The organism is Flammeovirga kamogawensis (assembly GCF_018736065.1).
GTDB lineage: Bacteria > Bacteroidota > Bacteroidia > Cytophagales > Flammeovirgaceae > Flammeovirga > Flammeovirga kamogawensis.
Genome location: NZ_CP076128.1, coordinates 2,054,531 through 2,074,788, shown reverse-complemented (window position 1 = coordinate 2,074,788; position 20,258 = coordinate 2,054,531). Strand labels below are relative to the sequence as shown.

The window sequence follows — 20,258 nt, the reverse complement described above, 5'->3', positions numbered from 1 at the left end:
AAATTATTAACACTGATAGCTTATTCTTCAAGAATTTTTTTATTGTAGAGAAGGAAACCAATATTTAGTAAAAACATATAGTTATAATCTTCTTCATTATAATGGCTTACAGAGCAACTTATTGGTCCTATTGGACTACTATAAATTAAGGATCCAGAAAGAGCATAGTCCATATAATCTTTATCAAAGAAATCATGTTTTACAACGGTTACGTCAACGCTATTATTACTTTCATAAGATACATTAGATGAAAAGAAATGACCTTCTAGCTGTAACCGTACACTTTCTCCAACTATATTTTTGATGATTTTAGCACCTCCTGCTATAAAGTTTGGCCCTTTAAATCCCTCTGTAAATAGAGATCTGGAATCAAACAATGGATAATATGCAGGTGCGTTTGCTAGAGAAGTAGATTTTGTAATAGAATTCTGATAGTTTGAAGCAACAGCATGACCTCTTATACCTAAAGTAAAAAACTTAAAGGGAAAGTATTGTTCATATTGTACCTGAATCATTTCCCAAGGATTATAAAAATCACTTGTTATTGGGGTACCTACATAAATTTTAAATTTATTGTCACTTAAAATAGCTTTTGCAGAAGCTTTTAGGCGTTTTCCGGTAGTTGGAAAAGTAGGGTTATTTAAACTATTCATTTCCCATGTAGCACCAAAAGTCCAACCTGAAAGCTGCTCTTCTCCAATAATATCAATAGGTAATGAAATATCATTAGAATCATTCTCTAAATATACTACTTGATCATATTTGTCTGTGTTCCAGAAATAGCCACCAAACATTGTAACTTTAGATTTTCTGCCGGTAGCTGTACTTGCTTTGATACCAGCATAATTATCTGCTCTGTATACATCTAATCGCTCTCTAGGTTCAAAAATTAATTCGCCTGCATTACCATAATTCCACCTATTTAAAATGTATTCTCCGCCTATAGAGAAAGGCAGTGCCTTTGCATACATTGTTTCAACTTCTGCTTTAATAGAACTATAAAATGCCCCTGCAAATGCATTTACTCTAATCGTTTTTAATGATTTCCTAAATACACTTAGTTGAGCATTTAAATAAGCTTGACCGATATTTCTTGAAGCGATATTACCACCTACACCTACCCTAATTTTTTTATTAGGAGTCACATCAATATGTAATCGAGGTTTATAATCTAAAGTATCATAATAGAAATAGGCATCAATATCACTAAAATAATTATTTGATATAAGCATATTATATCGTTCCAAAAGATGTTCTATTGAAGTATCTTTTCTTCTATTTGGTTTAATAATGTTTCTTACAAAAACACGTTGCCCAAAGTTTAAGTCATCACTTAATTCAACAAAAGAAATATCTTCTACTGTAGGGTCATATAATTTTTTGAATTCTGATTTTTTTGGTTCAACTCTTGGGTTGTCTCCGTATTTTTCTTTAATGAATTCAATTTGAGATTGTGCATAATTGTACCCAATGCTCATTAGTGTATCAACAGGAGTAAAATCAGCAGAAGAAAAAGCATCAACAGGTACGCCTAGATAGACATCTTTTAATGAGTCAATTTCTTCTGGGTAGGTATTATTCATGATAATGTATTTAAGTACATTACCTTTTACCATTATATCATCATTCTCATACGGGTACTCTTCAATCATGTCATGAGCCCCTAAATTTACAGCAATAACCATATCGGGGTTGAAGTCTTCTTTCATAACATCGACAGGGATATTGTTGTAAACACCTCCATCGAATAGGTATTTACCATCAATTTTAACAGGTCTAAAAGCAAGAGGTACAGCCATAGATGCTCTCATTGCTCTTTCTACAGATCCAGACTTTATAGTAACCGCCTTTCGTTCAAAGATGTCACTGCCTATACATCTAAATGGAATCTGAAGACTATCAAAATTATAATGTGATTCATAAGATGCCTTGTAGAGTCTTGCAGACAATGCAAAATTTAATGAAGCATCTTTTACGATTGTTGGATCCCAAGAAACATCATAATTTGAATCGAGTTCAATATTAAAATTAACCCACTCAGCACCTTTATCCTGTTTACCGAAGTAATATTCATCTGCTGGATCAATTTGCCCTGATACCCAAACTTGAAATTGAGGGTCCCTTAAAAATGCTTCTAACTCATCTGTTGTATATCCGGCGGCATAGAAACCACCTACTATTGCCCCCATTGATGTACCAGCGATATAATCAATAGGTATACCGTTCTCTTCTAATACTTTTATTACTCCAACGTGAGCTATTCCTTTAGCACCACCACCACTTAAGACAAGGCCCACGGTTTTTCGTCCCTTATTATGACTGACTTCTGAAAGAGAATCAGTAAAAGAGTGCTGCCCAATACAAAATGAATTGGTCATTACTATTAGTAGAAAAAGAAGGGTTGTTTTGATGATATGCATAGTTAAAAAAAAATCCTTGTTGGTGAAACTACCAACAAGGATTCAGAAAAAATAATTTTCACTTAAAAAAAATTAAATTTTAAATGCAGATTTGATTTTATCTACATAGTCTAATTTTTCCCAAGTAAAGAATTCAACTTCTTTTTTCTCTGTAACAGTAGTACTTACTTTCTTACCGTTATTTTCAGAAACTTCTGTAGAGTTGATTTCCACTTCTTTAGTATATGGAGCTTGACCCATGTGACCGTAAGCAGCAGTAGGTAAGAAGATTGGGTTAGTTAAACCTAATCTTTTTACAATTGCACTAGGACGCATGTCAAATATTTTCTCAATTTCTTTACTGATTTCAGCATCGGTCATATCAACTTTACTTGTTCCGTAAGTTGTTACGTTTAACGAAACAGGCTCAGAAACACCAATTGCATATGCAACTTGTACTAATGCTTCGTCGGCTACACCTGCAGCAACAAGGTTTTTAGCAATATGTCTTGATGCATAAGCTGCAGATCTATCTACTTTAGAAGGGTCTTTACCAGAAAAAGCACCACCACCATGAGCACCTTTACCACCGTAAGTATCAACAATTATTTTACGACCAGTTAACCCAGCGTCGCCATGAGGACCACCAATAACAAATTTACCAGTAGGGTTAATGTGGAAGATTGTATCAGCATCTATTAATTCTGCAGGAATAACTTTATTAATTACATGCTCTTTAATATCTGTAGCAATTTGACCTAAAGCTACATCATCAGATACACCAGGGAATTCATCATGTTGTGTAGAAACAACAATAGTATGTACTCTTTTTGGAGTATTATCTTCGTTATATTCAATAGTAACCTGAGCTTTAGCATCAGGACGTAAGTAACCAATTAAATCAGTATGATTCTTACGTATTTCCGCTAATCTTTTTACAAGGCTATGAGAGAAAGCTAGTGCCATTGGCATGTACTCTTCTGTCTCTTTTGTAGCATAACCAAACATCATTCCTTGGTCGCCAGCACCTTGTTCTTTATCTACACCTTCGCCAACATTTACACCTTGAGCAATATCAGGTGATTGACTATGTAAAGCTACTTGTACACCACATGAGTGAGCAGCAAAAGAATAGTCTTCTTTATCGTATCCTATTTTATTGATAGTATCTCTAACAACATCAGGAATTTCAACATATGCTTTTGTAGTTACTTCTCCAGCAATCACTGCTAAACCTGTAGTAACCATAGTTTCGCATGCAACTCTAGATTTAGGATCTTGAGTAAGCATTGCGTCTAATATTGCATCAGAAATTTGATCTGCAATTTTATCTGGGTGTCCTTCAGAAACGGATTCTGATGTAAATAAATATGTCATATTATATAAAATTCGTAATCTTATTTAAACTTAATGTTCCATTGTGTGATGTAAGCACTTGTCTTGGCATCTGGAATCTTACCTATATATTCGACCTCAGAAGAACCAAGGCGATTTATTTCATAAGACTTAATCGTCTTAATTTCTCTATTTAAATACCAATGGTAAGAATAAGAGGCTGAATCAATCGCATTTATCATGGTCTCCTGAGATTTAGAAGAGGTTGGTAAATGAGATGTGATCAGTTGTTTCCAGTTAATATTCTGTTTCCATTGTGCTTTTCTTTTGCGAATTTTGAGGTATTCTATTTCTTTCTGACCGTCAATTTTAGATAGAGCAGAGTTTAAAGCTGCAATATCAACAAAAGCGAAACGTATGCCCATTTTCCAATCAACCGAGTCTAAAGTTGCTTTACAGTCATAAATACCAGGAATAGCATTTAGATCATCAGTAATTAATTGTAATGGTCTATTAAACTTATTGACAGAAAAGATGTGTTGCCCTTCATCATTTCTATATGTTGAAATAATATTTAAAAGCTCTTTACTTTCACTGAAATCAAACATAAAAGAGTAATCTCCTTTGTTATCTTTCATTATTTGTAACTTTTCATTTAGTTCAAAGCAACTTGTTAAAGTTAATAAGCTACAAAAGAGTAAAATTCTAAATATCAAAATCAATAAATGTCCAATTAGTTTAATAATTAAAAGGCATTACTTATTTGATTAGCATGAGGACATGAAAATGCCTCTTTTTGTCATTTTAGGAGATAAACTCATCTTTTCTCGAACACCTTCGAGTTGGGAATTAGCACCTTGCTATGGAGAGCGCAGGTTGCCAAGACGTTATAGGGCCCAGTCCCTCTGCCTTTCTTGATAAGTATTGCGATTGCAAATATAGATAATTGAAAGAAAGATTAGCTATTTATTATCAATCTTTTTCAATTCTTATTCTTAGTTATTCCATATCCCACAAAAAAGAACGAAGTCTCTTGCTATCTTTTGATACTATTTTTCCATAATTCAGATTTCTCCAAATTTCAAACAGATTTGAATACTACGTTTGTAATGAACTTATTAACCTCATCTGTTTATGAATAAAAAAATAGCATTCATTTTTTCAATACTTTCTTTCGTTCTTTTTACATCTGTATTTGCAAACGACCCTTTAAAACAAGGGTCAATTTCTGGAAAAGTGACAGAATCTGAGACAAATCAGATAGTAGAATATGCCACAGTAAGTGTATTTGAAAAAGTATCTCGAAAATTAATTGGCGGTACAATTACTTCTGCTGAAGGTGTGTTTCAAATTAAAAATATTCCAGAAGGTCTATATACTGTTGAAATTACTTTTATAGGATTTCAGAAAACTGTTATTGATGACGTAGAGATATCTAAAACATCATCTTCTAAGAATTTAGGAAATGTAGTACTTTCTACTGATGCTGAGGTATTAGATGCTGTTGAGGTTGTAGGAACAAAAAATTCTATTCAGTATGATATTGATAAAAAGATAGTAAACGTGGGAACTCAGTTTGCATCTATGTCTGGTACGGCTGTTGATATTTTAGAGAATTTACCTTCTGTTTCTGTAGATGGAGATGGAAATGTAAGTTTAAGAGGGTCTTCAGGATTTACAGTTTTAATTGATGGTAGACCATCTGTATTAGATGCTTCTGAAGCTCTACAACAAATTCCTGCAAGTACTATTGAAAATATTGAATTAATAACGAACCCTTCTGCAAAATATGATCCAGATGGTACTGCCGGTATTATTAATATTATTACTAAAAAGAATAAGCTAGAAGGTGTTAATGGCGTTTTTAATGTAAATGGTGGTATGTATGGCCGTGTAGGTGCTGATTTCCTGCTTAACTTTAAAAAGAAGAAGTGGAATTATTACATCGGAGCAAACTACAATAAACGTCCAGGGCCTGGCTCTTATAAATCTGAACGAATTACAAATTCAAATGATACAGCTTCTTATGTAATTTCTGAAGGAGATAGAGAGCGTACTTTTGAAGTTGCTGGTATTCAAGGTGGGGTTGAATATGCTATTTCGGATAATGATTTCATCAAATTTTCTGGTAGAATAGGTGACTTTAAAATGTATGGAGGAATGGATGCTGATTTTTATGAGTATCAAAGAATTGGTGGTGGTGAAAACCCGATAAATGAAAATAGATACATTAGTAGCGAATATTGGGAAAGAGGCGGATTGTATTATTCTGCAAACTTAAACTATCAACATAAATTTGCTAAAAAAGGACACGTTCTTGATGCTCAAGTAGATTATGGCGGACGTGATATGACAGAGAGTTCTAAAAACGAATTATACCAAAAAGATAGTAATGGAAATGTGGCAGAAACACCTTCAAGTGGGCAACGTTCTACAGAAATTGGACCGGGTGGAAGATTAAGAGCCAAAATAGATTATACTTTACCAATTGGAGCAACTGACAAAATAGAGGCAGGGTGGCAAACACGCTTGAATAAAAGTGAAGATGTAAATGAAGTTTACAATTATGATGTGGCTACTGGAGATTATATTTTTGCACCTGACTTTAGTTTTACAACTCAATACACCCAAACTATTCATTCTCTTTATGGTACTTACGCTGGTAGAATTGGAAAATTTGGCTACCAAGGTGGTTTAAGAGCGGAGTACACAGGGAGAAACATTAACTTAAAAGGACAAGAAGAAGACTTTCCTGTTGACCAATGGAACATTTTTCCAACAATTCACTTATCTTATAATCTTCCTAAGGACGATCAATTAATGTTGAGCTATTCTCGCAGAATTGAACGTCCTAGGGGGTATTATTTAGAGCCATTTGTAACTTGGCAAGATGCCTTTAACGTAAGACGAGGTAACCCTGCTTTATTACCTGAAAATATTGATTCTTTTGATTTTGGATACCTAAAAAATCTAGGAGATAAAGCAACTGTATCTTTAGATTCTTATTACCGAATGACTCACAATAAGATTGAACGTGTACAAAGTGTGTATGAAGAAGGAGTAATATTACATACCTATGAAAATGTAGGTACTGATTATGCATTAGGACTAGAACTTTCTTTAAATTTCCAACCATTTACTTGGTGGACCATGGATATAATGGGTAACCTATATGATTACAGAGTAGAGGGAGAGTTAGAAGGAGAAAGCTTTGATCGTCAGAGTTTAAACTGGAGTAGTCGTTTTAACAATACATTTAAGTTAGGAAAAGGGACTTCTATTCAAGTAAATAATAGATATACTGGTGAAACAGTGACGGCTCAGGGTAGAAATGAAGGTTACTTTATGATGACTGCAGCTGTAAAGCAGAGCTTATTGAAAAGAAAATTATCACTTACAGTTTCTATGAACGATGTTCTTGGTACTGCAAGAAGAAAAAGTTACTCAGAAGGTATAGGTTTTAATAATTATACTGAAGATTTTAGATATCCTCATGTAGTTACTGCAACTTTAACGTATAGATTGAATAACTTTAAGCCATCTCGTAGAGGTGGTGATGGTGGTGGAATGGATTTCTAAAAATCTATTACTATCAAAATTATTGAATAAAATATAAGTGGATGAAATTATTGTTGATAGAAGACAATGAAGCATTATCAGAAGGGGTAATATCTGCATTTAAAGACCAGAAAATTAGCATTGAGTGGGTAAGTACACTCGAAGAGGCTAGGGATAAAATTGGTGTTTATGAATACGATATCTTAGTGGTAGATCTAGGTTTACCAGATGGTAATGGTTTGGATATTGTCAAACTAATCAAACAAGTTGATCCAAATGCTGGAGTCCTTATCGTTACTGCTAGAGATAGTATAGACGATAAGGTACTTGGGCTAGATCTTGGTGCTGACGACTACATTACAAAGCCATTTCATATGGCAGAATTAATAGCTAGAGTTCGTTCTCTTTTCAGAAGAAAAAAATTTAAAGGGAGTAATGATATTATAATCAAGGAATTGAAAGTAGATATTTTATCTAAAAATGTTTCTGTCAATAATATTCCCTTAGAACTCACTAAAAAGGAGTATGATTTATTGATCTACTTCCTTTATAATAAAGATAAAATGCTTACAAAAGAGAATATTGCAGAGCATTTGTGGGGCGACCATGTTGACCAAGCCGATAGCTTTGACTTTATTTATTCTCACATAAAAAACTTACGAAAAAAACTTCAGAAATCTGGTGGTGTAGATAGAATAAAATCTGTTTATGGCATGGGATATAAGTTTTCCACTTCTCTATAATTATGAGTAACAAGAAGACATTTAATTTACTATCAAGAATTACGTTTTTCTATTTAATATTTACATTGGTTGTCTTTTTGTTTAATGCAAAATTCTTAACAAGAGAAGCCGATGAGTTTATTGACTCAGATCTGAATAGGCGTTTTGGCTGGTTAGAGAAAAAAGCAAAGTATCTACTAGAAGAAGGTATGTCTCCAGACTCTATCATAGGTCATAATATTACAAAAATCAAAGAAGTTTCTAAACGTTGTAAGAAGACAGAATACCCTGTAAATGAAGATATAACAGTATTTCATGAAGATATTGAGCGTAATCTTATCCATAGAAAAAGAATTTCTTTAATAGAAGCCAATGGCAAAATTTATAGAATAGAAATGGATAGAGAGGTTCAAAATTATTATTATTTTAGAGATGATATTTTTGAATATGTCGTTCCCTCATTTATCGTTTTAATTATTCTAACAGTAACATTTAACTATCTTCTTTCTGGTTACTTCTTACAATCTTTTAGACGAATTCTAGAGCAAATGCAACGCTTTAAAGTAGGTTCTGCAGATAAGATTGAAAAAGTAGAAACATCTACTTCTGAATTTGTTGAAATGCAAAATCTATTTACAAATATGGTGAAGAGGATTGATGCAGATTATAATCATCTAAAAGAGTATACAGAAGATATTGCACACGAGATACAAACACCTTTAGCAATTATTAGAAATAAGGCAGAAACACTAATGATCTCTGAGGAACTTGAAGAAAAAGATGCCCGTGTGATTAAAACTATTTACGACGAAGCAAATCACCTTTCTAGATTGGGGACAACACTTAACTTAATCACAAAGATTGAGAATGGAGAGTTTACCGATATACAAGAAATCAAAACCGAAGCAGAAATAAATAAACAAGTAGAAGCCATAGAAGAATTGGCTAGCTTGAAATCCTTATCAATAGAAAAGAATTTACTTTTCACTCATACTTTAACTATCGATCCGTACCTTTTTGATATCATTTTAAAGAATCTACTTAAGAATGCAATTAGGTATGGATCTAATGAGGGTCCCATTAAAATAAAGACGACAGAAGTCTCTTTTTCAATTAGTAATTATGGTGCACCACTAACTATTCCAGAAGATCAACTGTTTAAACGTTTTATAAAAGGAAATTCATCTTCTCAATCTTTAGGTTTAGGATTAGCATTAGTACATAAAATATGTAAAGTAAGTGGTTTAACTATTTCGTATAAATATGAACATAGGCAACATATTTTTACAGTAGAGGCATAAAAAGTGGGTAGGTTTTTGGAGGAGATTAACAGACTGACTAATTTAAATTATTAGAACTGAAAAACATCTCATCAAATCTTATTTATGAAACGTCTGATTGGTATTATCTTAGGTACTCTTGTTATTGCGAGCATTTATATTTTTAGCAATTTAGCACTGTTTTCATCAAAGCAGTCTAAGGTAGAAATAATACCTAAGGCACATGTAAATAAAGATGCTGCTAAACATTTATCAGAAGCGATTAAGATTAAAACAATTTCTTATGATGATCCAGCTGCGTTAGATTCAGCTTCATTTTTTCAGTTTTTAGCCTTTCTAAAAGAAACTTACCCAAATTCTTTTAAAACAACTACACACCATCTGTTTGGTAGGTTTACAATGCTTATTGAATGGAAAGGAAGTAACCCCAGTTTAAAACCGATCATTTTAATGTCGCATTATGATGTGGTTCCCGTTCCAGAAGAAAATAAATTTGAATGGAAAGAAGATCCTTTTGGAGGTGTAATAAAAGATGGGTTAATATGGGGTAGAGGTGCTATTGATGATAAAGTTGGTGTAATTGGTATTTGCGAAGCAGTAGAAAACCTTATTATATCTGGGTTTAAACCAGAGCGCACTATCTATCTATCTTTTGGTCATGATGAAGAAGTGATGGGAGTAAATGGGGCAAGTCAAGTAGCACATTATTTAAAACAAAAAGGAGTAGAAGCTGAGTTTGTTTTAGATGAAGGTGGATATATAACGCAAGGGTTAGTACCTGGAATGTCGCAAGATGTTGCTTTAATTGGTACTACAGAAAAAGGATATTTAACGTTAGAACTATCAACAAAAATAGAAGGAGGTCATGCTTCTATGCCAAAGCCAGAAACAGCAATTGACGTAATTAGTAAAGCGATTACAAATATTAAAAAAAATCCATTTCCATCTTATATCTCCCCTCCACTAAGAAACTTTATTGATTATGTTGGCCCAGAAATGCCGTTAGGTTTTGAGATTGTGTTTTCTAATGCAGACTTATTAGAACCTGTTTTGATGAGTGTTTATGAAAAATCGCCCTCATCAAATGCTTTGGTACGTACTACTGTTGCACCAACCATCATTCAAGGTGGAGCAAAGAATAATGTATTACCAACTCATGCAAAAGCAGTTTTAAATATTAGAATACTTCCTGGAGAAAGTATTGATTATGTATATGAGTATATCAAAGAATCTATAAACGATGATAAGGTACATTTACGTATTTTGAATAAATCAGAAGCAGCAATAGTTTCTGATGTAAATTCTCCTAATTACATCACTTTAGATAAATCAATCAAACAAATTTTTGGAGATATTGTTATATCACCATATATCATGATTGCCGCATCAGACTCTCGATATTTTACAGAGATTTCATCAAATGTATATCGTTTTTGCCCTTTTCATTTAAATAAAAAGAATTTAAAAACGTTTCATGGAACGAATGAAAGAATAGGTGTAGAAGAGTTTAATAATGCGATAAGATTTTACGCTCAATTGATTAAGAATTCAACTAAATAATAGAAGTTATTAGTTCACTAGATTTAAGTTTAAACCAATTTTTTAGAACCACATTATTATCATTACTGCTTACATGTAGTGTATTAATTGGTAATGCACAAGAAATACAATGGGCCGGGAAGGTTATTGATAGTTCATCATTACGTCCTGTTGGTTTTGCACACCTTACTTTATTAAGTAGCGGTGATGGAACTTCTACTGATGAAAAAGGGAAGTTTATAATAAGTATATCGTCTGATACAGTTACTCTAGAAATTTCTTGTTTAGGATATGCTTCCAAACTGATAAAGTTAGATACACTAGATAGAAAAGAATCTTTGATCTACCTCGATAAAGCTGCACATCAATTAGAAGAAGTAGTTGTAGGAAGAAGAGGATACGAAAATCCAGCTTGGGAAATTATCAGGTTGGCAATGAAAAACGCTGATACGCATAATTTTCAAGGTCAAGAAGATTTTCAGTACCAATCTAAAATGCGCACAAACATTTTTTTAGCAGATATAAATAAGGAGTTTACTGAACGTAAATTAATCGCCTCTGCAATTAAAAGAATGGAGGCAATAGATTCTCTTAAAAAAGATGATAACGGAAAACCTCTTATTCCAATGTACGTGTCTCATTCTGAACAGAAAGTGAGTTACAATGCGAAAGGAAGAGCAGAAGATAGGGATCAATTTTATTACAAAGAAGCTTTTTTAGGACCTGAGTTTGAAAACCAATTTAAAGAAGGGTTAGATAATGAGAAGACTACTGTAAATTTTTATCAGCATTGGTTACGGTTTTTAAGGTATGATTTTGCATCGCCATTAAATCCTAGTTTTAAAAACTTCTATGATTTTGAATTAGTTACCTACGAAAAAATAGATAAAGATTGGTGCTATAAAATCAATTACATACCTCGAAGAGAGAATGACCAAACTTTTGGTGGTACTATTTGGATAACTGATGAGGAAAAGGGATTTGCTATTAAAAAAGTATATGCCGAAATAGGTCGGAAATCACCCTTAAATTTTATTGATAGTATTACAGTTGAGCAGAAAATGGCTCCTTTAGATACTACTCAAATATGGTTTCCTTACCAACAGAATATAAAATTGTGGGTAGGAGGGAAATTGAAAGAAAACTGGCAGAAATTTTTAGTAGATATTGAAACTGAAAATACCTTTATTACACAAGATTCTACCATAAATTTTGAAGAAGTAGATACCACTACTTTTGCAATGATTGATACTGTAAAGCAAATGCCCACTGTTAAATCTGCAGCAAAAATAGCAGACATAGCGGTTACAGGATATTATAGGATGGGAGGATTTGATTTCGGACCATTAACTGTTTTATATGCACAAAATAATGTAGAAGAACATAGAATTCAGGTAGGAGGTTTAACAAACACACAATGGAATAAGAATTTAATTGGTGGAGGGTATGTTGCATATGGTACAAACGACCAAGAATGGAAGTGGGGAGCAATGGCAAAGTATATTCTTAACCACGATACATGGACATTTTTATATGCAAGAGCACAACATTCTTTACAGAGGCTAGGAGCTGGAATTACCTATCCAGGTCAAGATCCTTATTTATGGATTTCTCAAGCTTGGGGTACATACTCTAACCCTTATTATTTAGATGAAGCTAAACTTATTGCAGGTACATATATAAGTGAGGGAATTCAACTTAGAGGGCAATTTACCTATAAAGACGAAAACTATTTTGCAACAGAATTAACAGATACTCTCGCATTTTCTAATATAACAACTGCAGAAATAGGAGGATCAATAATTTTTGATTTTGGTAAACGGTATGTTTCTAGTAGACATCTAAATAGATATGTTGCAGCAAACGGAAAGTTACCAACAATTTCTTTGAGTTATCAACGTGGGTTACCAAGTGTTTTAGGGGCAACAGATAGCTATCATAAAGTAGAATTTAATTTAAGTCACCGTTTTAAATTAGGTACAATTGGTAGGTTAGATTATGGAATATCTTCTGGTTGGACACCTTCTACAGTGCCTTTTCCACTCTTATTTGTACATAGAGGAAATAATCTACGCTATATCTACAGTGGCTCTAGTTATAACCTTATGGGTTTTGGAGAGTTTATGAGCGATCAATATGCTAGTATCAGAGTATTTCATCATTTTGAGGGTTTAGTACTTAATAGACTCCCATTATTAAAGAAGTGGAATGCCAAAACGTTTGTTCTTTCTAATATTTTATGGGGAAGTGTTTCTGATGCAAATCAAACAGCCAATGTAAATCCATGGGATGAGAACAGTACTTCTTTTGGAAGTTTAGATCCTTCTACACCTTATGTAGAAGTTGGTGGAGGAGTTGAGAATATATTTAGAATGGTAAAAGTAATGTTTATCTATAGAGCTACCTATCAAGAAAATGCATCACGTAAGTACGGAATTATGTTTGCGTTTTCCCCTGAGTTTTGATTACTTTACTTTCGCTAAAAAAAAACTCAAATAATAATTAATAAAGTTTAAACAACAAGTGATTTTTAAGGTTTATATTAGAGTTAAATTATAGCTTTCTTTCTCTCTATTAAAATGATAAACTTACAACGACTCAATATGGACAATTCTTGGTTTATTGAGTTTGATACCATAAAATTATTAGTTGATCCTTGGCTTCAAGGAACAGAAATAGACTTCTTCTCTTGGTTTAACATGCAGTGGCATCGAACTCCACCGTTGGCATTTGATAATGTACCGAGTTATGATGCTGTATTAATCACACAGAAATATCCAGATCATTTTCATAAGGAAACTTTACTTAAACTTCAGCCAAAAGTAATTATTGGTCCAAGAAGCATTGCAAAAGACGTACAAAAAATATTACCTCAAACAGCATTTCTTCCTTTAGATAAAAAAGTAAATAAAATTACCATAAAAGAGGTTGATATACATTTTTTACCAACACGCAGAGCTATAGATCCCATTTATGATTGCTTTGTTTTAGATGATGGTAAAGAGAGTGTTTATTTCGCAACTCATGGTTTTTCTTTAGATCAAAAACATAAAGACCAACTTGCGGGAGTAAGTGATTGTAAACTATTAATTACACCTTTTAATTTATATAAGCTTCCTTTCTTTTTAGGTGGGGTTGTTTCGCCAGGAATAGATGGAGTAAAAACGCTTTTTGATCAGATACAACCTAAAGTGATAGTACCAACACACGATGAGGACAAACATGCAAAAGGGTTAGTCACATTTTTCGCAAAAGTAGTGCGTGCAGTACCAACAGATCAATTAAAAGCATTGCCTTGGCTTTCGTCAACCTATCAACCTTTAGATCATTATAAACTAACAACAATCTCATGAATAAGAAACAAATTGCTCTTCTAGAAATTACAGTCATTTATTTTATAGTGGCTGTAGGTGGTTATTCTGCTTTTCAATATTTTAAAGAGAAACCGCTAGTATTACGTATGTTATATGCAGATTTAGCAATGACAGTGGTAACGTATATGTTTTCTGTAATTAAGAAAAATAGCAGTGTATATGATGCGTATTGGAGCGTTATTCCATTCTATTTTATTCTTCAATATTTTTATCTATTCGATGGAGCAGATTGGTCAGCACCTCAATGGATATGTGCTATTGTAGTTAGTTTATGGTCTTGGCGACTTACATTAAGTTGGGCAAGAGGTTGGTCTGGATGGGAGCACGAAGATTTTAGATATGTAAGTTTCAGACATCAGTTTAAGGCATTCTTTCAACCTATAAATTTCTTAGCCATTCATTTATATCCAACATTAATAGTTTTTGCTAGTATGTGGGGACTTCAATGGGTTTATGAAGCAGGTATTTTAGAAATTGGATGGTTGTTTTATTTAGGAGCAGCAACAGCTTTTGTAGGGACTATTTTTGAATATTTAGCGGACAATGAACTTGCTAAATTTAGGTTAAGACCTAATAAGAAAAAAGACGATATTTTAAGAACGGGAATTTGGGCTAAATCAAGAAATCCTAATTATTTGGGAGAGATGATGTTTTGGTTTGGCGTTGCCATGATGGGTACAGCTTATGCAGCTCCTTGGTATACCGTTTTAGGTTCAGTGGGTATGTGGATGATGTTTATGTTTGCATCAATTCCGTTAAAAGATAAGCAGATGATGAAAAACAGGCCTGAATCGTTTCAAAAATATAAGAAAGAAGTAGCAAGAGTATTGCCTTTTTAAGGTTATATAACCTTCTAATTACAAGCTATCTATTGATTAAAAATAGGTAGCTTTTTTTTGATAATTGTTTTCCGATTTATACAATTTTGAGAAGCTGAGACTCCATAAATTTGTGCTATCAAGTTAATTATTAATCTATTCAAGCATGAAACAAATTATTATTGCCACACTCTTATTAATCTTTGGTTTTAGAATTACGGGGCTTGCTCAAGAAAATGAAAAAGCAGAAGTACAGTTTTCTATATCAAAGTTTTTTTGGAATGTAGAAGGAAGTTTTGATAAAGTTGATTACAATATTCAATTTGATCCTGAACACCTTAAAACTTCAAAAATATATGGTAAAGTATCTATCTCTGATATTAATACATCTGATGAAAAAAGAGATACTCATTTACAAGCGAAAGAATGGTTTGATAGTAGTGAATTTCCTGAAATACTTATATCAAGTATAACGATTAAAGCTGTAGAAGAAAATCACTTTGAAGGCTTATTTTCAATCTCAATTAAAGGGATAACCAAAGAACAAACTATCTCATTTAAGACTTTAGATAAAGATGGGAAACATTATTTAGAAAGTGATTTTAAGGTATCCTTAGAAGATTATACAATTGGAGGAGGTACCATAAGTTATGTTGTTGGAAATGAAGTAAAGGTAGAAATACGATTAGAATATTAAGATTGTTAATTGTAGAATCATTTAAAGAAGAGAGTAGGTATTCCTGCTCTCTTTTTTATTTTTTTAATTAAATAATATGAGTGTTTTAAATAATGTACTTTTTATCTTTGATAGAATTAATAAGAAGGAAGTTTACATTACTAAAGAATGAATTTAAAACTACTAAACGCCCCATTTCCATTTCTTCATAAAACAAAGCATAAGCTGTGGACTGCTATTTCATTTGGTCTTTTTGTTACTGTTTTTTTATTTGTTTTTAGGCCTTTTCAAATAGAAAGGGTGGCTGTAAAACAACCTGAATATATTTTTGGATATGGATTAATAACCTTCTTTGTTCTAGTAGTTTTTTTATTTTTATTACCTCAACTTTTACCTAAACAATTTAATGTAGATAGATGGACTGTTTTAAAAACATTGACCTTTATCTTATTTCAATTATGTGTAATTAGTATTTTTAATTGGTACTTTACAATAGTAATAAGCGAAGTAGCTCCAACAATAAATCATTCCCTATTTGATTTCTTTTTTATTACCTTATCAGTAGGGGTGTTTCCTACTGTTATTTTAGTATTATTTTTAGAACGACTCTTGCGAGAAGGTAAAGAGAAACAGGCTGAAACTATTAACAATAATCTTAGTAACCATCTTCAAGAGGAATTAACTGAAGAAGTTGAAGAAGTAACTATTGGAGAAGGAAATCAAAAAGTATCAGTGCAATTACAAGGTTTGTTATGTATAAAATCAGAAGGTAATTATTTAGAAGTATACTCTATACAAAACAATAATGTGGAGAGAGATGTAATAAGATTCTCTTTAAAAAAAGCAGCTCAACAACTTTCGGATATTGCAGAAATACATAATTGTCATCGTTCTTACATTGCTAATTTTAAATTTGTAACAAAGGTTTCTGGTAATGCAAGAAATTATGAACTTCATATCTCAAATTTAGATTTTTCTATTCCTGTATCTAGAAGCTTTTCAAAAGAATTAATTGCCATTTATATATAGAACTAGTCCCGTTTATCACAAAAAGGCCCATTGATAGCAAAATAAAGCCCATTCTTATAACAGAATCCCATCTACAACTTTTACGTATTTAACCAGTAAATCTCCATTTATGTTTGCATCATATCATTTACAAAATGCAAATTATAATGAGGAATTTTGATACAATAATTATTGGAGGTGGTTTAGGCGGTTTAGTAGCTGGAGCCACTTTAGCAAAAAAAGGGAATAAAGTTGTTCTTTTAGAAAAGCATTATATTCCGGGTGGTTGTGCAACAACTTTTAAGAGAAAAGAATTTGTAATGGAAGTTGGCTTACATGAAATGGATGGTTTATGTGAGCACGATGCAAAATTAGATATTTTTAAATTTCTTGAAATTGATAAGCATATAGACTTTATTCAAGTACCCGAATTGTTCCGTTTAAAAACAACAAAAACAGATTTTGTTCACCCTCATGGAATAACTGAAACGATGGAGGCATTAATTGATCGATTTCCAAAAGAAACTGAAGCGATTACTAAATTTATTGCATTATTAGAGGGGGTGCTTTCTGAAATTGCTGCTTTTCCTACCGATAAATGGAAACAAAATCTATCTAAACCTTTCGTACCGGTTTTGTTTCCAAACATATTCAAGGCATCAAGAAAAACTGTTGGTGAATGGTTAGATTATTTATTTACTGATGAAGAGTTAAAAATTATACTTCAAGCTAATTTAGTTTACTATCATGATGATCCATATACAATGTCTATGATCTATTTTGCAACAGCTCAAGCAGGATATATTAAGGGTGGTGGACATTTTATTAAAGGAGGTTCTCAAAAATTATCAAACTATTTAGTAGAAGTAATAGAAAGTAACGGAGGGCAGGTATTATTAGGAAAATCGGTAACAGAAATAATTACTGATAATGGGATTTGTAAAGGAGTATCTTATGTTGATTCGTTTAATTCTTCTAAGAAAATCACATTATATGGCCAATCGGTAATTGCTAATGCAGCAATACCACTAGTTAAAAAACTTTTACCTAGAGGGGAAAGTGATAAACTTGGAAAAAAAGTTGATAAACTAAAAACAGCCTGTTCTTTATTAAGCATTTATATTGGGTTTAAAAAAGAAATTAAAGATATAGGTAATAAACATTATTCTACATTTATAACTGGAAAGAATGTAAATTCTATAAAAGATATTCATGCAAATTGCCATGGAGAATGGAAGGATAAAAACTTTGTATTTGTAGATTATAGCCAAATTGATGCAGGCTTAGCACCAAAAGGAAAATCATTTGGTGCTATATGTTCTGCTGACTATTATATAGATTGGGAACACTTATCTGCAGAGGAATATCAAGCAAAGAAAGAGGAAGTAGCACATACTTTATTTGATAGGTTAGAAGAACATATTCCTGGAATTAAAGCCGAAATAGATTATTATGAAGTAGGTACAGCTAAAACTATTCAACGTTTTACTTCTAACCCAGAAGGAACACCTTACGGTTTTGCTCAAACTCCAGAGCAAGCAGGTATGGGAAGAACACCATTTACCTCTCCAATTAAGAATTTATATTTTGCAGGAGCATGGACATTTCCAGGAGGAGGTTTTACAGGTGCGATAATAAGTGGTTTTTTATGTGCTTTAAAAGTTGATAAAAAAGTAAAAGTAAAACAGTCTGATTTATCATTAATTGATTCTGGAAATACATTAGAATTACTAAGAAAAATAGAAATAGCTAAAAATACTCTTGAACTTGTTTATTCTAGGCCTAAAGATTTTGATTATAAAGTAGGTCAGTATGCTATTTTAGAATTATTAAACCCAAAATATTCTGAAATAGACATTCCCCATAGAGCGTTGTCTTTGGTTTCTCATCCCTCAGAAAATGTACTCCGTTTTGCTATGCGTTATAGCGATAGTAGTTATAAACAATCTGTAAAAGCATTAGAAATAGGAGATAAAAGTAGAGTTTTTGGCCCGATGGGACAATTTTCTGTTGCTCCTACATCAAAAGGAATTGTTTTTCTTGTAGCAGGTATAGGGATCACTCCTATACTACCTATTTTGAAAGAGTTAAAGATTACATCTCCTCAAAAAACAATTTACCTTATTTATTCAAATAGATTTGAAGATGCAGCTGCTTATCATCTTCAATTATTAGAAAATAACAACCCCAATTTTAACTATGTTCCAGTAATTACTTCTCAAGAAAAAAGAATAGATAAGGCATTATTGAAAGCAACGATTCCAGTGTTTACCGACTTCCAATATTACCTAATTGGAACAAGAAAGTTTGTTAAGGAATTATCAACTACACTAACAACTCTGAATGTAGGGAAAGAGGATATTAAAGTTGATGATTTTGGGTAAGCATAATTTAAAGTAATCTATTGATAAATAAGCAAACAAGAATAAAATGAAAATAAAATTTACAATCTTCTTCTTAACCTTAACATTAACGTGTTTAGGTCAGGAAGATGATACTTTATTAAACACTCAAAAAAGAAAGGTAGACTTTGTAGCATTACCACAGCCATCTTATAATGATGTACAAGGTTTTGGATTTGCTCTTACAGCAGGTGTTTTTTATTTAATGAACTCTTCCGATTCTTTATCGAAACCGTCATTAACTTTAGCACATGGTTTTTATTCTGAAAATAATACATGGGTTGGTGCAGTAATACAAGAAGGATTTTTACATAATAATGATTATTGGTTTAAATTTATTGGGGTAAAATCTAATTGGAACTTTCAGTATTATCAAGAGTTACCTTTTGAAAATAATAACGGAGCCTTTATTCAATACTCTACTTCTATAGGTTATTTAGAATATGATTTTTTAAGGAAAGTAACAGGTGATTTTTATGCAGGAATCTATGGTAAATATTCTTCATTTTATACCGAATTTAAACAAGATAATTCTTTAAATGAAGCTTTGCCGACTTATTCAAGAGAGGCTAAATATCATGGACTTGGTTTCATGATGGCTTACGATACACGGAACAATATTTTAAAACCTAGTAAAGGTTTTGTTGTCGATTTAAAGGTAAGTGCTTTTAGAAATAAAATAGGGAGTGATAATAATTTTGAAATTCTTGAGCTTAATATGAGTCATTATGTAAGTGTGGGTAAATCTAAAAAGCATATTTTGGCAAGTAAATTTTATTCTAAGATTGGGGTTAATGATGTTCCTTTTGAAGAACAAGCAATTGTAGGAATGTCTGGAACTAAACATAATGAACCTAGGGGATATACGAATGGAAGATATAGGGGAAAACAAATGTATTCATTACAAGCAGAGTGGAGGTATAATTTTTATAATAAATGGGGTATAGTAACTTTCGGGTCGGTATCTATTGTAGGAGACGATAGTGATATGATTGAAGAAAATGGTATTCTTCCAACAATAGGCTTAGGAATTAGATATCTAGCTATACCTAAACGTAACATAAATATTGGTATTGATGCTGCTTGGGGAAAAGAAGATAAAGGGATTTATTTTAGCATTGGAGAAGCTTTTTAGTCTCATTAAAAT

At 32.2% G+C, this 20,258-nt stretch carries 14 protein-coding genes, 1 pseudogene and 1 riboswitch; of the genes and pseudogenes, 12 read left to right on the top strand and 3 right to left on the bottom strand.

Annotated features, from left to right (window positions below; all coding sequences use genetic code 11):
* Window positions 1-20: 20 nt before the first annotated feature.
* The 3 genes from KM029_RS08175 to KM029_RS08165 form a co-directional block, all read right to left on the bottom strand.
* Window positions 21-2,378 (bottom strand): patatin-like phospholipase family protein, encoded by a 2,358-nt coding sequence (locus KM029_RS08175; RefSeq protein WP_158630998.1) that lies wholly within the window; start codon window positions 2,376-2,378, stop codon window positions 21-23.
* A 114-nt stretch (window positions 2,379-2,492) separates the two neighbouring features.
* Window positions 2,493-3,776: a methionine adenosyltransferase gene (gene metK, locus KM029_RS08170; protein WP_144072814.1), complete on the bottom strand. Its 1,284-nt coding sequence runs from the start codon at window positions 3,774-3,776 to the stop codon at window positions 2,493-2,495.
* A gap of 20 nt (window positions 3,777-3,796) precedes the next feature.
* Complete coding sequence (locus KM029_RS08165) at window positions 3,797-4,372, bottom strand: hypothetical protein (protein ID WP_144072813.1); 576 nt, start codon at window positions 4,370-4,372, stop codon at window positions 3,797-3,799.
* A gap of 176 nt (window positions 4,373-4,548) precedes the next feature.
* A riboswitch (SAM riboswitch) is annotated at window positions 4,549-4,658 on the bottom strand.
* 210 nt (window positions 4,659-4,868) lie between these two features.
* Here KM029_RS08165 and KM029_RS08160 point away from each other — a divergent pair.
* From KM029_RS08160 to KM029_RS08110, 12 genes and pseudogenes are all read left to right on the top strand, one after another.
* Window positions 4,869-7,313 (top strand): TonB-dependent receptor family protein, encoded by a 2,445-nt coding sequence (locus KM029_RS08160; RefSeq protein WP_144072812.1) that lies wholly within the window; start codon window positions 4,869-4,871, stop codon window positions 7,311-7,313.
* Window positions 7,314-7,354: 41 nt separating this feature from the next.
* Entirely contained in the window at window positions 7,355-8,035 is a 681-nt protein-coding gene (locus tag KM029_RS08155; protein ID WP_144072811.1) for a response regulator transcription factor, read from the top strand.
* A gap of 2 nt (window positions 8,036-8,037) precedes the next feature.
* Window positions 8,038-9,315: a sensor histidine kinase gene (locus KM029_RS08150; RefSeq protein ID WP_144072810.1), complete on the top strand. Its 1,278-nt coding sequence runs from the start codon at window positions 8,038-8,040 to the stop codon at window positions 9,313-9,315.
* An 84-nt stretch (window positions 9,316-9,399) separates the two neighbouring features.
* Window positions 9,400-10,854, top strand: a complete 1,455-nt coding sequence (locus KM029_RS08145; protein WP_144072809.1) for a M20 family peptidase — start codon at window positions 9,400-9,402, stop codon at window positions 10,852-10,854.
* Window positions 10,851-11,159, top strand: a pseudogene (locus KM029_RS27155) (carboxypeptidase-like regulatory domain-containing protein); the annotation flags it as partial. The gene KM029_RS08145 and the pseudogene KM029_RS27155, both read left to right, overlap by 4 nt.
* A gap of 12 nt (window positions 11,160-11,171) precedes the next feature.
* Window positions 11,172-13,298, top strand: coding sequence for a DUF5686 family protein (locus tag KM029_RS08140; RefSeq protein WP_221465129.1), 2,127 nt, complete (start codon window positions 11,172-11,174; stop codon window positions 13,296-13,298).
* Between the two features lie 114 nt (window positions 13,299-13,412).
* Window positions 13,413-14,186 carry an MBL fold metallo-hydrolase gene (locus KM029_RS08135; RefSeq protein WP_144072807.1) on the top strand — a complete coding sequence of 258 codons (774 nt, stop codon included), beginning with the start codon at window positions 13,413-13,415 and terminating at the stop codon, window positions 14,184-14,186.
* Window positions 14,183-15,046 (top strand): DUF1295 domain-containing protein, encoded by an 864-nt coding sequence (locus KM029_RS08130; RefSeq protein ID WP_144072806.1) that lies wholly within the window; start codon window positions 14,183-14,185, stop codon window positions 15,044-15,046. The genes KM029_RS08135 and KM029_RS08130 overlap by 4 nt, the downstream gene beginning before the upstream one ends.
* Window positions 15,047-15,191: 145 nt before the next feature.
* Window positions 15,192-15,722 (top strand): YceI family protein, encoded by a 531-nt coding sequence (locus tag KM029_RS08125; protein WP_144072805.1) that lies wholly within the window; start codon window positions 15,192-15,194, stop codon window positions 15,720-15,722.
* Between the two features lie 147 nt (window positions 15,723-15,869).
* Window positions 15,870-16,730 (top strand): LytTR family DNA-binding domain-containing protein, encoded by an 861-nt coding sequence (locus tag KM029_RS08120; protein WP_144072804.1) that lies wholly within the window; start codon window positions 15,870-15,872, stop codon window positions 16,728-16,730.
* A 146-nt stretch (window positions 16,731-16,876) separates the two neighbouring features.
* The gene (locus KM029_RS08115) at window positions 16,877-19,093 is read left to right on the top strand and encodes an FAD-dependent oxidoreductase (RefSeq protein ID WP_158630997.1); all 2,217 of its coding nucleotides are present in this window, start codon (window positions 16,877-16,879) and stop codon (window positions 19,091-19,093) included.
* A 46-nt stretch (window positions 19,094-19,139) separates the two neighbouring features.
* Window positions 19,140-20,246: a BamA/TamA family outer membrane protein gene (locus KM029_RS08110; RefSeq protein WP_144072802.1), complete on the top strand. Its 1,107-nt coding sequence runs from the start codon at window positions 19,140-19,142 to the stop codon at window positions 20,244-20,246.
* The last annotated feature ends 12 nt before the right edge of the window (window positions 20,247-20,258 follow it).

Coding starts and splice junctions, on each gene's coding strand:
- KM029_RS08175 (WP_158630998.1), bottom strand. CDS start 2,378: ATGACCAATTCATTTTGTATTGGGCAGCACTCTTTTACTGATTCTCTT.
- metK (WP_144072814.1), bottom strand. CDS start 3,776: ATGACATATTTATTTACATCAGAATCCGTTTCTGAAGGACACCCAGAT.
- KM029_RS08165 (WP_144072813.1), bottom strand. CDS start 4,372: ATGAAAGATAACAAAGGAGATTACTCTTTTATGTTTGATTTCAGTGAA.
- KM029_RS08160 (WP_144072812.1), top strand. CDS start 4,869: ATGAATAAAAAAATAGCATTCATTTTTTCAATACTTTCTTTCGTTCTT.
- KM029_RS08155 (WP_144072811.1), top strand. CDS start 7,355: ATGAAATTATTGTTGATAGAAGACAATGAAGCATTATCAGAAGGGGTA.
- KM029_RS08150 (WP_144072810.1), top strand. CDS start 8,038: ATGAGTAACAAGAAGACATTTAATTTACTATCAAGAATTACGTTTTTC.
- KM029_RS08145 (WP_144072809.1), top strand. CDS start 9,400: ATGAAACGTCTGATTGGTATTATCTTAGGTACTCTTGTTATTGCGAGC.
- KM029_RS08135 (WP_144072807.1), top strand. CDS start 13,413: ATGATAAACTTACAACGACTCAATATGGACAATTCTTGGTTTATTGAG.
- KM029_RS08130 (WP_144072806.1), top strand. CDS start 14,183: ATGAATAAGAAACAAATTGCTCTTCTAGAAATTACAGTCATTTATTTT.
- KM029_RS08125 (WP_144072805.1), top strand. CDS start 15,192: ATGAAACAAATTATTATTGCCACACTCTTATTAATCTTTGGTTTTAGA.
- KM029_RS08120 (WP_144072804.1), top strand. CDS start 15,870: ATGAATTTAAAACTACTAAACGCCCCATTTCCATTTCTTCATAAAACA.
- KM029_RS08115 (WP_158630997.1), top strand. CDS start 16,877: ATGAGGAATTTTGATACAATAATTATTGGAGGTGGTTTAGGCGGTTTA.
- KM029_RS08110 (WP_144072802.1), top strand. CDS start 19,140: ATGAAAATAAAATTTACAATCTTCTTCTTAACCTTAACATTAACGTGT.